The sequence below is a fragment of the Luteimonas sp. TWI596 genome (genome assembly GCF_039674105.1).
Taxonomy (GTDB): domain Bacteria; phylum Pseudomonadota; class Gammaproteobacteria; order Xanthomonadales; family Xanthomonadaceae; genus Luteimonas.
In genome coordinates this window covers 269,409-283,635 of record NZ_JBDJMU010000002.1, presented here as the reverse complement: position 1 = coordinate 283,635, position 14,227 = coordinate 269,409, and the positions used below count along the sequence as shown (strand labels likewise).

At 69.8% G+C, this 14,227-nt stretch carries 14 protein-coding genes; 4 read left to right on the top strand and 10 right to left on the bottom strand.

The features are described 5' to 3' along the window. Nucleotides 1-188 (top strand): hypothetical protein (locus tag ABE487_RS02680; RefSeq protein ID WP_346450842.1); only part of this gene is annotated, 188 nt, incomplete at its 5' end. On the opposite strand, the gene ABE487_RS02675 is transcribed toward ABE487_RS02680, so the two are convergent. From ABE487_RS02675 to ABE487_RS02650, 6 genes are all read right to left on the bottom strand, one after another. Further along, nucleotides 160-1,281 (bottom strand): GDSL-type esterase/lipase family protein, encoded by a 1,122-nt coding sequence (locus tag ABE487_RS02675; protein WP_346450840.1) that lies wholly within the window; start codon nucleotides 1,279-1,281, stop codon nucleotides 160-162. The genes ABE487_RS02680 and ABE487_RS02675 overlap by 29 nt on opposite strands. Before the next feature lie 83 nt (nucleotides 1,282-1,364). Further along, the gene (locus tag ABE487_RS02670) at nucleotides 1,365-2,003 is read right to left on the bottom strand and encodes an RpiB/LacA/LacB family sugar-phosphate isomerase (protein ID WP_346441642.1); all 639 of its coding nucleotides are present in this window, start codon (nucleotides 2,001-2,003) and stop codon (nucleotides 1,365-1,367) included. A 77-nt stretch (nucleotides 2,004-2,080) separates the two neighbouring features. After that, nucleotides 2,081-2,836, bottom strand: a complete 756-nt coding sequence (gene kduD / locus ABE487_RS02665) for a 2-dehydro-3-deoxy-D-gluconate 5-dehydrogenase KduD (protein WP_346441643.1) — start codon at nucleotides 2,834-2,836, stop codon at nucleotides 2,081-2,083. Between the two features lie 57 nt (nucleotides 2,837-2,893). Next, nucleotides 2,894-3,742 (bottom strand): 5-dehydro-4-deoxy-D-glucuronate isomerase, encoded by an 849-nt coding sequence (gene kduI / locus ABE487_RS02660; protein ID WP_346441644.1) that lies wholly within the window; start codon nucleotides 3,740-3,742, stop codon nucleotides 2,894-2,896. A gap of 234 nt (nucleotides 3,743-3,976) precedes the next feature. Beyond that, entirely contained in the window at nucleotides 3,977-5,023 is a 1,047-nt protein-coding gene (locus ABE487_RS02655) for a LacI family DNA-binding transcriptional regulator (protein WP_346450839.1), read from the bottom strand. 84 nt (nucleotides 5,024-5,107) lie between these two features. Then, entirely contained in the window at nucleotides 5,108-6,733 is a 1,626-nt protein-coding gene (locus ABE487_RS02650; protein ID WP_346447289.1) for a family 43 glycosylhydrolase, read from the bottom strand. 160 nt (nucleotides 6,734-6,893) lie between these two features. Between ABE487_RS02650 and ABE487_RS02645 the strand changes: the two genes are divergently transcribed. Next, entirely contained in the window at nucleotides 6,894-7,763 is an 870-nt protein-coding gene (locus tag ABE487_RS02645; RefSeq protein WP_346447290.1) for a methylglyoxal synthase, read from the top strand. A gap of 77 nt (nucleotides 7,764-7,840) precedes the next feature. Here ABE487_RS02645 and ABE487_RS02640 read toward each other — a convergent pair whose 3' ends face one another. Genes ABE487_RS02640 through ABE487_RS02625 form a run of 4 tightly spaced genes read right to left on the bottom strand, consistent with a single transcriptional unit; the run spans nucleotide 7,841 to nucleotide 11,445 of the window. Beyond that, nucleotides 7,841-9,127 (bottom strand): TRAP transporter large permease, encoded by a 1,287-nt coding sequence (locus ABE487_RS02640; RefSeq protein ID WP_346450837.1) that lies wholly within the window; start codon nucleotides 9,125-9,127, stop codon nucleotides 7,841-7,843. 1 nt (nucleotide 9,128) lies between these two features. Next, entirely contained in the window at nucleotides 9,129-9,647 is a 519-nt protein-coding gene (locus ABE487_RS02635; protein ID WP_346450835.1) for a TRAP transporter small permease, read from the bottom strand. A gap of 17 nt (nucleotides 9,648-9,664) precedes the next feature. Further along, nucleotides 9,665-10,657, bottom strand: a complete 993-nt coding sequence (locus ABE487_RS02630; RefSeq protein WP_346450833.1) for a TRAP transporter substrate-binding protein — start codon at nucleotides 10,655-10,657, stop codon at nucleotides 9,665-9,667. After that, nucleotides 10,654-11,445 (bottom strand): 2-keto-4-pentenoate hydratase, encoded by a 792-nt coding sequence (locus ABE487_RS02625; RefSeq protein ID WP_346447313.1) that lies wholly within the window; start codon nucleotides 11,443-11,445, stop codon nucleotides 10,654-10,656. The genes ABE487_RS02630 and ABE487_RS02625 overlap by 4 nt, the downstream gene beginning before the upstream one ends. A gap of 199 nt (nucleotides 11,446-11,644) precedes the next feature. Between ABE487_RS02625 and ABE487_RS02620 the strand changes: the two genes are divergently transcribed. Continuing rightward, nucleotides 11,645-12,604, top strand: coding sequence for an alpha/beta hydrolase (locus ABE487_RS02620; protein ID WP_346447293.1), 960 nt, complete (start codon nucleotides 11,645-11,647; stop codon nucleotides 12,602-12,604). Continuing rightward, nucleotides 12,601-14,196, top strand: coding sequence for a carboxylesterase/lipase family protein (locus tag ABE487_RS02615; RefSeq protein WP_346447294.1), 1,596 nt, complete (start codon nucleotides 12,601-12,603; stop codon nucleotides 14,194-14,196). Before ABE487_RS02620 ends, ABE487_RS02615 begins: the two co-directional genes overlap by 4 nt. Nucleotides 14,197-14,227 lie beyond the last annotated feature (31 nt).

Below are 14,227 nucleotides of genomic sequence, written 5' to 3'. Positions count from 1 at the left end.
GATGCCGACCCAAGCTCCCCCACGATCTGATCGATCAAAGGTCGGACGGTCTGGCACGGGGCGATCCGAAAAATGCCAACTCCCGGACCGCAAAAGCAACTTACAAGGTCGACACGCAACGCGTGTCGGGTGGGGGCACGGGCCTGCCGCAGTACTCGCTCAGCGACGCACCGGACGATAGACGATGAAGATCACCAGGTCCTCGTCGCCGACCTGGTCGAGCGCGTGGCGGTCGCCGTCGCGGGTCAGGATCGCATCGCCTGGGCCGACCTCGCGCACGGTCTCGCCCAGCAGCAGTCGCCCGCGCCCGGACAGCACGTAGTAGATCTCGTCCTTGTCGTTGACGTGTTCGCCGATCGTCGCGCCGGGGTGCAGTGCGCGCTTGCGGAACACCAGGTCCAGGCCGGTCGCGTCATCGAAGAACGGATAGGCCGTCGTCGTGCCGGCACCTTCGTGCGGCCCGGGCTGTTGGACCGCAATGTCGCGCTCCTGTACGACGACCGACGGCGACACCGAGTCGGGCGGCGGCGCGGGCAATGCGTGGCAGTCGGCTGCGGTGACGTGCTTGACCGGCGCGTCGGCATCGAGGCCACGCCAGCCGGCCGCGACGAGGCAGGCGACCGCATCGGCACCGGCCTCGCTGAAATGAGTGCCGTCGGCCTTGTCCTGCGCCGGCACGTGCATGAAGTAGGGCTTGGCACCGTCTTCGCCATGGACGCGGATCCAATCGCTAGACGCGGCATTGAGATCGATCAGCGCCACGTTCTCGCGGGTCGCCACGGCCTGCATCGCCAGCGTGTAGCGGCCATGCGTGTCGATCAGCGAACCGAAGTCGTAGCGCAACCGCGCGACCGGGGTAATCAGGATGGGCGTGGCGCCCTGCTCGCGCGCCACGTCGATGTAGCGCTGGAGCCAGCGCGGGTAGTCGGTCGCCGGATCGGTGTAGCGCGCGGGGTCCTCGCGCTTGGCATCGTTGTGGCCGAACTGGATCAGCAACACATCGCCTGCGCCGATCTCGCTGGCGATCGCGTCCAGCCGGCCTTCGTCGATGAAGCTGCGGGTGCTGCGCCCGCCCATCGCGTGGTTGCGCACCTCCCAGCCGTCGGCGGTCCAGCGCGGCAGCGCCTGACCCCAGCCGGCCTGCGGTGCCCGCTCGGGGCCATAGGTCGCCGCGGTCGAATCGCCGGCGATGAAGATGCGATGCGGTGCAGGCGAGGCGGCGAACGCAGTGCCCACGGCCCCCAGGCACAGCAGCGACAGCAGCGACAGCAGACGTTTCATCGTGGCGACGCTCCGCACGGCGTTCCGGATCGACCGCAGGCCGCCGCCCCTGGCAGCGGCCTGCGTTGTCAGCGACGCGGGGCTTACTGCCCCAGCACGCCCTTGACGTAGGCGACGATCGCCTCGTCCTGCGCGTTGTCGAAGAACGCCTGCTGGAAGCGCGCACCGCCGACGGCCTGCTTCACCAGGTCCTGGTCGATCGCCTTCAAGCCCTCGACGAAGTCCTTCGACGCGCCCTGCTTGACCTGCGCCAGGATGCCGGCGTTGGTCATCTGCGATGCCTTGCGCTCGGCCGGGTAGCCTTGGCCGCGCTCGCCTGCGAAGGCCTTCTCGAAGATGTAGCGGATGTTGATCTCCGCGCCCCAGCCGTAGCCCTTGGCAAACGGCAGCGCCAGCGCGTTGCCGTTGTTGACCTGTGCGAACAGGAACGCGTCGGTCGGCTCGATGCAGTAGCCGCAGTAGACGCCCGGCCAGGCGTTGAGCGACATCATCGCGCCCTGACCGGTGCCGCAACCGGCGACGACGAAGTCGACCGCCTTGGCATTGAGCAGCAGCGCGGCGCAGATGCCAAGGTGGATGTAGGTCAGGCGGTGGTCGTTGTCGCCGTCCATGCCGACGTTGAAGACGGTGTGGCCCTGCTCGGCGGCGACCGTCTGAAGTTGCTCCAGGACGACCGGGTTCTTCGCGGCCTGGCTGAATTCCTGCATCAATGCGATCTTCATTGCGTGTCTCTCTTGCGTGTTCGAGGGGGAATGCGGACCGCCGGGGCGGCGACCCGCGAAAAGAAAAGCGAAGCGGATCAGCGCGCCAGCCAGCCGCCGTCGACCGGGATCACCGCGCCGTTGACGTAGTCCGAGGCGCGGCTGGCCAGGAACACTGCGGTCCCGCCCAGGTCCGACGGCTCGCCCCAGCGGCCGGCCGGAATGCGCTCGAGGATGGCCTGGTTGCGCGCCTGGTCGGCGCGCAACTGCGCGGTGTTGTCAGTCGCCATGTAACCGGGCGCGATGGCGTTGATGTTGATGTGCTTGCCCGCCCACTCGTTGGCCAGCAGGCGCGTGATACCGGCGATGCCCGACTTGCTGGCCGTGTAGGACGGCACGCGGATGCCGCCCTGGAATGACAGCATCGAGGCGATATTGATGATCTTGCCGCCGCCGTTGGCGATGAAGTGGCGGCCGACCGCCTGCGACAGGAAGAAGGCCGACTTGATGTTGACGTTCATCACGTCGTCCCAGTCCTGTTCGCTGAAATCGACCGCATCGGCACGGCGGATCAGCCCGGCGTTGTTGACCAGTACGTCGAGACGGCCCAGGCCGTCGAGCGTTTCGCGCAGCACGCGGTCGACCGGCTCGATGCTGATCAGGTTCGCCTCGATGGCGACAAAGCGCCGGCCCAGCGCTTCGACTTTGGCCTGCGTCTCGCTCGGCGGCTGGATGCCGGCGGCAGCGATGTCGGCGCCGGCCTGCGCGAGCGCCAGTGCGATGCCCTGCCCCAGACCGGTGTTGGCGCCGGTGACCAGCGCGACCTTGCCTTGGAGGCTGAACGGATTCGTCATGGTGGAACTCTCCTGTGGAGCGATGGCGAAAATGCCGCGCATGGCGCGGCGGGAACGTCACTTGAGCTGGCAGATGTCGAGCACGTGCATATCGGTGTAGTCGAGGTTCTCCCCGCCCATGGCCCAGATGAAGCAGTAGTTCGAGGTGCCGGCGCCCATGTGGATCGACCACGGCGGCGACACCACGGCCTCGCCGTCGGCCACCACGATGTGGCGCTGCGCGTGCGGCTCGCCCATGAAGTGGTAGACGCGGTCGTCGGCGCCCAGATCGAAGTAGAAGTAGACCTCGCTGCGCCGGTCGTGCAGATGCGGCGGCATCGTGTTCCAGACGCTGCCCGGCTTGAGGATCGTCAGGCCCAGCAGCAACTGCGAAGACGCGCACGTGGCCGGCACGATGTACTGGTAGATCGTGCGTTCGTTGCTGGTCGCAAGCGATCCGCGCTCGAGCGGCACGGCCTCGGCGATCGAGATCTTCTTGGTTTCGAAGCGCGCGTGCGCCGGCGTGGAGGCCAGATAGAACTTCGCCGGCGTCGCCGCATCGTCGGACGCGAAGTCCACCTCGGCACTGCCCATCGGCACGTACAGCCCGTCCTTGGGTGCGAGCGGGTACGCGGTGCCGTCGACGGTCACGGTGCCCGGCCCGGCACCGACGTTGACCACGCCGAGCTCGCGCCGCTCCAGGAACGGCCGACCCGCGGCCGAGGCCGGCTCGGTCTGCACGGGCAGCGACAGCGGGCCGGAGACCGGCAACGCACCGCCGATCACGAAGCGCTCGTAATGCGTGTAGCTCAGGCGCAGTGCATCGTCGGCGAACAGCCCATCGAGCAGGTAGAGATCGCGCAGCGCGTCGTTGTCGATGCCCTGCATCACGCCCGGGTGGGTCGCATGGTAGGTCTTCTGGTACATGGCGGCTCCGAGCGGCGGAACGTCGGGAACGGGCATTCTAGGCCTTTCGGTAACCGGTGTCATACCGCGCCGCGACAAAGCGGCCGGCAGCGTTCTGCGGGCACGGCAGACGTAGAGCGGTCGGTTGCGGGGTGACGCGCAGACGCGGCTGCGCGATCGCGTCCGGACCTGGGTCGCCGATGGCAGCCCAGCATTGCGGGCTGCGCGTCCGGGGGACGGCGATGGGCGGCGCCTTCAGTCCGGCGGCTGGCAGGAGTCGCGGACCACCAGATGCGGCCGGACGCTCGCCAGTGGGCGCGGTGCGCCCTCGGGCTGCAGCAGCATCGCCGCCGAGATCCGGCCGGTATCGCGGGTGTCGCGCCGCACCGAAGTCAGCGGCGGCCACAGCCGGGAGGCCAGCGGGCTGTCGTCGTAACCGACTACCGACAGTTGCCGGGGAATGCTGATGCCCGCGCGCATCGCCACGCGGTAGACGCCGGCGGCCATTTCGTCGTTGCCGCAGAAGATCGCCGTCGGCCGCTTCTTCGCGCCCAGCAGCTTCTCGGCCGCGGCCACGCCCGACTCGAAGGTGTAGCCGGCCTCGACGATCCGCGATTTGGGCATCGCCACGCCGCGGCGCTCGAGCGCGGAGACGAACCCGGTCGACCGCTCGATCGCGGAGCGGTAGTCGCGCGGACCCGTGATCATCGCGATGTCGCGGTGGCCCAGCGACTGCAGGTAGTCGGCAACCTCGGCCGCGCCGTCGTGGTCGTGGGTGACGACCATGCGCTCGGGGGCGTCCATCGACACCGCGGCGATGCGCACGTAGCGGCAGCCGGTCTCGGCCAGCATGTCGGCCAGCGCCTGGTCTTCGGACACGCGCGGCACCAGCATCACCCCGTGCAGCTTCTGCTGCTGGACGAAGCGGCGCACGCCGTCGATGTAGTTCGGGCTGCGGCTGTCGCAGGGATGGACGACCAGCTCGTAGCCCGAGTCGCGCAGGGTGTCGAGTGCGCCGTACTGCATGTTGACGATGAACTGCGCGGTCGGATTGTCGTAGACCATGCCGATCAGGAACGAACGGCGGAACGCCAGGCCGCGCGCCAGCGGGTCGGGCACGTAGCCGACCTCGCGCATCAGCGCCTCGACCTTCTCTCGCGTGTCCTGCCGCACCAGCGGCGAATGGTTGATGATGCGCGAGACGGTCTTCTTCGAGACCCCCGCCAGACGGGCGATGTCGTTGATCGTGGCCGCGCGCGGCAGCGTGCCGCCGCCCCGGATCGTCTTGTTCTCTGTGGGCATCCGTGGTCCCCCAGGGGCCGGTTGTCGTGCGGTTTCCATTCTAGCGGCAGTTGTGCGGGCCCGCCGTCCGCGCCCCGGCGGTGTTCAGTCCAGGGCCCGGAAGCGGAAATCGCGGAAGTGCACCTTGCCCTCGCCCGCGGCGTAGAGCGCGGGCTTGAGCGCCAGGAAGCCGCCGGCGACGTTGTGGTGATAGCCCGAGACCTCCATCTGCACCGGGTACTTCTCCCAGCTGTGGCCGTCGGCGCTGGTGTGGATGGTGACGATGTGGCGGTCGTTGGTCACCCGCACCCACAACCGGCCACCCTTGCCGGCCGGCAACCCGGCGCTGGGGCGCTCCAGCCCGTAGCGGTGCATGACCGTGCGCTCGCCGTTGCTGCCGACGCCCACGTACAACCGGTCGCTGTAGAACAGCAGCGCGCCGCCGATCGCGCCGGGCTCGATCTCCATCTCGACCTCGAACTGGTAGGCCTTGTCGCCGGCGATCACCGTCAGCGGCGACGCGTCGCGCGGCGTGCGGCCCTTGCCCTGCACGGTCAGCGTGCCGTCGCTGAAGCGCAACCGCGCGTACTCATCGGGCGCCGGATCGAAGAATGCCCACTGGTGGCCCAGGCGGCCGCTGCGGAAGTCGTCCGACAGCGCCATGCCGTGCGCGCCGACCGAGGTCCCGCTGGGCTTGGCCAGCGGCCGGCCCAGGTCGCCGCCACGGGCCACGAACCAGCCGTCGTCGGTCCATTCGATCGGCTCGAGCAGCGCCTGCCGGCCAAGGGTCCAGTACCCGTTTTCGTAGCCGTGGTAGATCATCCACCAGCGCTCGTCGGTGCCCTCGATCACCGTCGCATGGCCGCGCGACCACCACGGTTCGCTGCGATCGACGGTGCGCACGATCGGGTTGTAGGGCGAGTTCTCCCACGGCCCGTGGATCGAGCGCGCGCGTGCGGTGATCACCATATGCCCGGTCGGCGGACCGGCAGTGCCGCCAACCGCGGTGGTCATGTAGTACCAGTCGCCGCGCTTGTGGATCTTCGGGCCTTCCTGCGCATAGGCCTCGACGTCCCAGTCCTGCGGGTACTGCCAGCCGTCGTAGACGTGCCGCGGCTCGCCGACGACCGACAGGCCGTCATCGGACAACTGCACGTAATCGCCGCCGCTCAGGAACAGGTAGCGCTTGCCGTCCTCGCCGACCGCGTGGCCCGGGTCGATGTAACGGCCCAGGCCGATCTCGACCGGCTCGCTCCACGGCCCGCGGATATCGTCGGCCCAGACCACATAGTTGCTGCGCTCCGCGCCCTCGGTGCCGCCGGTACGGGCGGGGAAGTAGATGTAATAGCGCCCGTCATGCTTGACGATGTCCGGCGCCCAGATCGAGCCGACATTGCGGGTGATCGCGTGGCCCAGCGGCTCCCAGTTCACCAGATCGCGCGAATGCCAGAGCGGCAGGCCGGGATAGGCATCGAACGAGGACAGCGTGAGGTAGTAGTCCTCGCCGTCCTTGAGCACGGACGGATCAGGCCGGTCGCCTGCGAACACCGGATTGAGAAACGTGCCGTCGCCCAGGTCGGCCTTGCGCTGGTGTTCGATACCGCGCGCCCAGGCCTGGCTGGCGGGTGCGGCAGACGAAACGGGCGGTGCGGCGGCGACGCCGTCCGCCAATAGCAGCCCGACCACACAGATGGCGGCCAGCAGCGGGGAACGGCGCGAACGCATGCGCATCTCCTCAAGCAAAAGGGCAAGGCGCCAACACGTCGCGACGAGATGACACCGATGGCCAAGCGACCGTAGCAGAGCGCGCACCGCCACGCATTCCGCAATGCGGCACAGCGCGCGGCGCGTGCTAGCGTGCACACCTCCCGCCGCTGCCACGCCCGATACGATGCGACTCGGACTCGCCGCCAACCGACGCCACCATGCCGACCGTGATGCCGCCTTGTTCCGCTGGCTCAAGGCCAGTGGCGCGGGCATTCGCGAGCTGGACATCGCACTGCATATCGTCGGCCGCACCTTCGATGCGATCACCCGTCACGGCGCACTCGACGGTCATGCCCGCATGCAGCGTTACCCCTACGGCCGCGAGGGCGGCCTGATGAAGCTGGTCGCCGAAGTCGTTGGGCTGGGCGACGGCCGCACGCTCGACGGCGTGGTCTACCTGATCGACCCGGTGGACCCCTCGTCGATCTTCCCCGAGGCGGTCGCGCTCAAGCGCCAGTGCGTGATCCAGGGCAAGCCCTTCCTGTCGACGGTGGCCTCGGCGCGCGACTGGATCGAGTGCGAACGCCTGCACGCCGGCCTGCCGCCCGACCCCGGCGCCGACGACCTGCATGCCTTCGACACCCAGACCGTCGCGCTGATCGCCCACGACGCGATGAAGCCGCAGATGCTCGACTTCGCCGACCGCCATTTCGACCTGCTCTCGCGCTTTCGCACCCGCGTGGCCACCGGCACCACCGGCCAGCGCCTCAACGAACTGGCCTGGCGCCGCGGCTGGCCGGTCGGCGAGGCTTGGGCGCAGCGGTTCAACAGCGGCCCGCTCGGCGGCGACGCGCAGATCGCCGATCTGGTACTCGACCGCCAGTGCCGGCGCGCGATCTTCTTCGAGGATCCGCATGTCGCACGCCAGCACGAGGCCGACATCCAGTTGCTCGAGCGCGCGGTGACCACCGTCACCGACGATGTCGCCTGCCTGACCTCGCCCCAGGTCGCCGAGCGTTGGGCCCAGGCCGCCGAGAAGCGCGCCACCCCCTAAACCGGGGTCAGAGTCGATTTTGCCCCGTGTGTCCGCAACGGACCGGGCCGCGACGACGGCCGATCGAAAGGCGTCCTTCAGCCGGCGCGCAGCATCGCCGGCAGCCACAGCGACAGGCTCGGGAACAGGGTCACGATCAACAGCACGCCCAGGCCTGCGAACCAGAACGGCCAGATCGTGCGCATGCTCTCGCCCACCGTGATCTTGCCGATCGCGGTGCCGATGAACAGCACCGAGCCGACCGGCGGCGTGACCAGACCCAGGCCACCGGTGAGCACCAGCACCAGGCCGAAGTGGATCGGGTCGATGCCATAGGCGCGCGCCACCGGCAGGAAGATCGGCGTGCAGATCAGGATCAGCGGGGCCAAGTCCATGAACGTGCCGAGCAACAGCAGCATCAGCACGATCATCAGCAGCACCGCCAGCTTGCTGTGCGCGAACGATTGCAGGAACTCCACGGCGGCGCTGGGCACCTGGAGATAGGCCAGCAGCCAGCCGAACACCGATGCGGTCGCGATCACGAACAGGATCACGCCGGTGCTGCGTGCGGCGTGGGTGATGGTCTCGACGAACTCGCGCACGCGCAGCTGCCGATAGAGCACGATCGTCACCAGCAACGCGTAGACCACCGCGATCGCCGCGCTCTCGACCGCGGTGAAGATGCCGGCGCGGATGCCGACGAAGATCAGCGCGACCAGGCCCAAGCCCGGCAGCGCCGAGACCGTGCGCAGCAGCACCGCACGCCAGCCGGGGAAGATCTCCACACCATAGCCGCGGCGACGCGCGACCAGATAGCCGGTGACCATCAAGGCCAGCGTCATCAGCAGCGCCGGCACGATGCCGGCCGCGAACAGGTCGGCGATCGACAGCCCGCCGCCCGCGGCGGCCGAGAACAGGATCAGGTTGTGCGAGGGCGGCACCAGCAACGCGACCAGCGCGGCGGTGATGCTGACGTTGACCGCGAAGTCGCGGTCGTAGCCGCGCTTGACCATCTGCGGGATCATCGTGCCGCCCACTGCCGAAACGTCGGCGATCGCCGAGCCCGAGACGCCGCCGAAGAACAGCGACGACAGGATCGACACCTGGCCCAGGCCGCCGCGCATGCGTCCCACCAGCGACGAGGCCAGGGCGATCAAGCGCTCGGAGATGCCGCCACGCATCATGATCTCGCCGGCGAAGATGAACAACGGAATGGCGATCAGCGAGGCCGAGCCGGTGCCCGCCGAGATCTGCTGCACCAGCACGATCGATGGCAGGTCCAGATACAACAGCGTCGCCAGCGCCGCGGCCGCCAGCGCGAACGCCACCGGAACGCCGAGCACCAACAGCGCGGCGAAGACGAGAAACAGGATCGCGATCGCCATGTCAGCGGACCTCCTCTTCGACGCGCGGGCGCAGCGCCAATGCGAATCGGTTGAGTGCGAAGACCACCATCAGCGCGCCGCCGATCGACAGCGGCAGGTAGTTGATGCTCTGCGGCATCGCCGCGCCCGCGGCCTTGATGTGCAACCCGTCGAGCAGCAGCAACGCGCCCCACCAGGCGATGACCGCGCCGATCGCGACAATCACCAGCGGCACCAGCAGATCGATCCCGCGCCGGACCGCCGGGCGTACGTGGTCGTGCAGCAGGTAGAAGCCGAAGTGCCGGTTGGTGTGCACGCCGGCGGCCGCGCCCAGGCTCATCGCGGTGCTCAGCAGCAGCAGCGTGACCGGCTCTGTCCAACTGGGCGAATCGTTGATCACGTAGCGGGCGAACACCTGCCAGCCCTGCACGATGACCAGCCCGAACAAGGCCGTGGCGGCGATGGCGATGGCGAGATGGGCGATCCGCTCGAGCAGGCGCCCGGCGGCACCCAGCGGCGGGAGAGTCGAGGCTTCGGACATCGCGGGGTCCCCGTGTGTCAGGCGAAGTCGCGGATGCGACGGTAGAGGGTCTGGAGTTCGGGCTGGCGCAGGTAGCGCTCGCGCAACGGCGCAGCTGCCGCACGGAATGCGTCCATGTCGACCTCGTTGAACGCGATGCCGTCATCGCGCACGGCCTGGCGCGCGGCTTCCTCCGACGCGTCCCACAGCCGGCGCATCACCGGCACCGAGGCGCGGGCGGTGTCGATCAGCAGATCGCGGTCGGCCGGCGCCAGCGCAGCGAGCGAGCGGCGCGAGATCAGCAGGATGTCCGGCGCATAGGAGTGCTCGCTCTGCGACCAGAACCGCGCTGCCTCGAAATGGCGGCTGGAATGGAAGCTGCGCATGTTGTTCTCCGCGCCGTCGATCATGTGCGTCTCCATGCCCGAGAATGTGTCGCCGAGCGACATCGGCGTGGGGTTGGCGCCGAGCAGCCGCATCAGGTCGATGAACATGTCCGACGAGGCCACGCGCAGCTTCAGGCCATGCAGATCGCCCGGCGTGCGGATCGCGTGGCGGGTGTTGTAGAAACAGCGTGCGCCGCTGTCGTACACCGCCAGTCCGACCAGGTCGCGGCTGGCGAAGCCGTCGAGCACGATCTGGGCCACACCCGCATCCAGCGCATGGCGCAAATGCGCGACCGAGTCGAATGCATACGGCAGGCACAGCGCAGTGGTCAGCGGGAAGGCGTTGTTGAGCGCACCGGCGTAGACGCGGGTCATGTCGATCGCGCCGAAGCGCGCCATGTCGATCGCCTCGGCCTCGCGCCCCAACTGCCCGGAGTGATACTGGCGCAGCCGCACGCGGCCACCGGTCTCGCGTTCGAGCGTCTCGCCGATCCACTTCACCGCCTCGACCGTCGGATAGCCGGCGACGTGCACGTCGGTGGCGGTCAGCACGGTTGCGCCGTCGTCGGCACGCAAGGCCGCGGGCAGCAAGGGCGCGGCGCATACCGCGCCGAGCCCGGCCAGAAAGCGCCGACGCGAGGTCATGCGACCGTCCCGGGCGTCAGGGGCGCGGCGGCCTCCACCTCGACGGCGATCGTGCCGTGGCCGTCGAAGATCACGTCGGCGCGCTGGCCGGGCGCGATGTCGTGGATACCGGTGGCATTGCCGGTCGCGATCAGCTCACCGCGGCGCAGCGGGCGGCCGCGCCGCGCCGAACGCGCCAACGCGAACGCGAAGGCCGCACGCAGACCGCCGGGCAGCGTGGTCGCCCCGCCACTGCCCACAACGTCGCCGTCGATACGACTCTCCACCCGCAGGCGTGCTTCGTCCAGGCCAGTCCAGTCGGCGATCTCGCCGCCGACGACCAGGCCGTTGTTGTTGCCGAAATCGGAGATCACCACGCGCGGGCCGAGCACATTGATGGTCGCCAGCGGGCTGCTGGCCACCTCCAGCCCGATGAACAGCGTGGCCGGATGCGCGGCCGCTTCGTCCGGGCTCCAATCGAGCTTGTCGGCGGGCGCGTCGGCGTCCAGCCGCAGCACGTACTCGGCCTCGATCGCACCGAAGCCGCCGGCGAACACCGCGATGCGCGTGCCCGGCCCGGCCTGCTGCAGATTGCGCCGGAAGATCGGGCCGAGCAGGCGGTCATCGCCCGAGACGTCACGCCGCTCGGCCGCGATATAGCCGACCTTCCAGCCGACGACGGCATCGGGCCAGGCCGCGATCGCGGCGTCCTGCACGGCATAGGCGGCGACCAGCGTGTCGGGAATGACCCCTGGGAAGTCGGCAAGCGCGGCGCCATTGCGGCGCGCGTGCCCGAAGGCATCGACGATGCCCCGAGTCGGGTCCGCAGGAGCGTCCTGCGCGGTCGGATGCGCGGTGCCGTTGTTCAAACTCGATCTCCTGACCTGGTCGTTGCTGCGCCGCAGATCGCGGACGCTGGGAATGTCTTGTATGGTAAACCGGTGTCATCTTCAATGTGCAGTGCGGCAAAAGTCGTCGCACGCCACACGTATCGTCGGAATACTCGCCATGCTGCGTAGATCCATCCGCCCGCTGTCTTGTGCGCTGCTGCTATTCGGCGCCGCCGGCCTCGGCGCCGTGCAGGCCGCCCCGATTGCAGAGAAGGAACGCATCGACCTGTGGCCGGCCGCCGGCGCGTCGGACGGCGGCGACCGGGTCACCGAGCGCAGCCGGGATCCGACGCGCCCCGATCGCATCATCGAGGATGTACGTCGGCCCTATCTGGCGGTGCATGTGCCTGCGCAGCCCAATGGCGCGGCGCTGCTGGTCGTGCCCGGTGGCGGCTATGCCCGCGTCGTGCTCGACAAAGAGGGCTCGGCCTTGGTGCCCGCCTTCGTGGACATCGGCGGCGTCACGCTGTTCGTGCTGCATTACCGCTTGCCCGACCGGCGGCATGCCGAAGGCGCCGACGCCCCGCTCGCCGATGCCCAGCGCGCGTTGCGGATCATTCGCGCCCGCGCCCGCGACCACGGCATCGACCCGGCCCGCATCGGCGTGATGGGGTTCTCGGCCGGGGGGCATGTCGCCGCCCGGCTGGCGACCCATCCAGCGCCGGCCTACGTGCCGGTCGACGCGATCGACCTCGTGGACGCGCGCCCGGACTTCGCACTGCTGATCTATCCGGTGATTTCGATGCGCGACGGCCTCGCGCACGCCGGGTCGCGCGACCGCCTGGTGGCCGCGAGCGACACGCCGGCCGAGCGCGCATTGGCGCGACTGTCGCCCGAGCGCGATGTCGACGCACGCACGCCGCCCCTGTTCCTGCTGCACGCACAGGACGACCCCGCGGTGCCGGTCGGCAACGCGCTGGCAATGCACGCCGCCGCTCTCGTCGCCGGTGTGCCGGCCTCGCTGCACGTCTTCCCCACCGGCGGCCACGGCTTTGGCGTGCGCGATGCGCACGGCCCGTTGGCGCGCTGGCCGCACCTCGCCCTCGACTGGATCGACAGCCTGCCTCCACGCCCATGACCGACACGCCGACCGACCTCCACCGCCGCCGCCTGCTCCAAGCCGGCGCCTTTGCCGGCGCGCTTGCCGCCCTGCCCGCGGCATTCGCCGCCGCGCCCCGTACCAGCCTCGCGCGCGTGGCCGGCGGCCGCCTCGGCGGCGCGATCGAGGACGGCGTGCACGTCTTCCGCGGCGTGCACTACGGCGCCGACACCGCGCCGCGCCGGTTCATGCCCGCCGCGCCCGCGCCGGCCTGGCGCGGCGTGCACGACGCACTGGCCTACGGCGCGTCCGCGCCGCAACGCGGCGGCGAAGGCCCGGGCAGCGAGGACTGCCTGTTCCTCAACGTCTGGACGCCCGGGCTGCGCGATGGTGCGCGCCGACCGATCCTGGTCTACATCCACGGCGGCGCGTTTTCGACCGGATCGGGCAGCGATCCGCTCTACGACGGCGGGTCGTTGTGCCGCCGCGGCGACGTCGTGGTCGTCACCTTGAACCATCGTTTGAACGCATTCGGGTACCTGGCGCTGCGCGAGCTCGGCGGCCCGGCGCTGGCGCGGTCGGGCAATGTCGGGCAACTCGATCTGGTGCAGGCGCTGCAATGGATCGCCGCGCACGCCGACGAGTTCGGCGGCGACGCCGGCAACGTGACGCTGTTCGGCCAGTCCGGCGGCGGCGCGAAGATCGCCACGCTGATGGCGATGCCGGCCGCGCGCGGGCTGTTCCACCGGGCCTGGACGATGAGCGGGCAGCAGGTCACCGCGGCCGGCCCGCGCGCCGCCGACCAGCGCGCGCGGCTGTACCTCGACGCGCTGGGCGTGGCGCCGACGGACGTCGAAAGATTGCGCACGATGCCGATGCAGGCCCTGCTCGACGCGCAGCGCACCCGTGATCCCTCGCGGGTCGAGGACAGCAGCCTGTACTTCGGCCCGGTCGTGGACACCGTGACGTTGCCGCGCCATCCCTTCTGGCCTGACGCACCCCCGCAATCGGCGCAGATCCCGATGGTGATCGGCAATACGCGCGACGAAACCCGCGCCTTCCTCGGGCACGATCCGGACAACTTCAGCCTGGACTGGGACGCGCTGCCGGCGCGGTTGCGCACGCAGCAGTTCGTCGACCTCGACCCGGCGGTGGTGATCGCCGAGTACCGCCGCATGTATCCCGACTACACACCGTCGGAGGTGTTCTTCGCCGCCACCACCGCCGGCCGCTCGTGGCGCGGTGCAGTCGAAGAACTGGAAGTGCGCGCCGCACAGGGCCGCAACACCTGGGCCTATCAGCTCGACTGGTATCCGCACGGCGGCGAGCGGTTGCGCGCCCTCCACGGCCTCGACATCCCGCTGGTGTTCGGCACCGTTGCCGGTGCCGGCAGCCGCGCCGGCGACGATGCGCGCGCGCGCGACATGGCAGCGGCGATGCAGGGCGCCCTGCTCGCGTTCGCGCGTTCGGGGGACCCGAACCACGCCGGCCTGACGCACTGGGCGCCGTACGGCCTGGACCGCCGCGAGACGATGGTCTTCGACGCGCCCTCGCGGCTCGAAGACGACCCGCGCGGCGGCGAGCGCCGGCTCTACCGCCAGGCGCCGTTCGTGCAGCGCGGCACGCAGTAACCCGACCGGGCGCCCGGCCCAGCGCCGGACG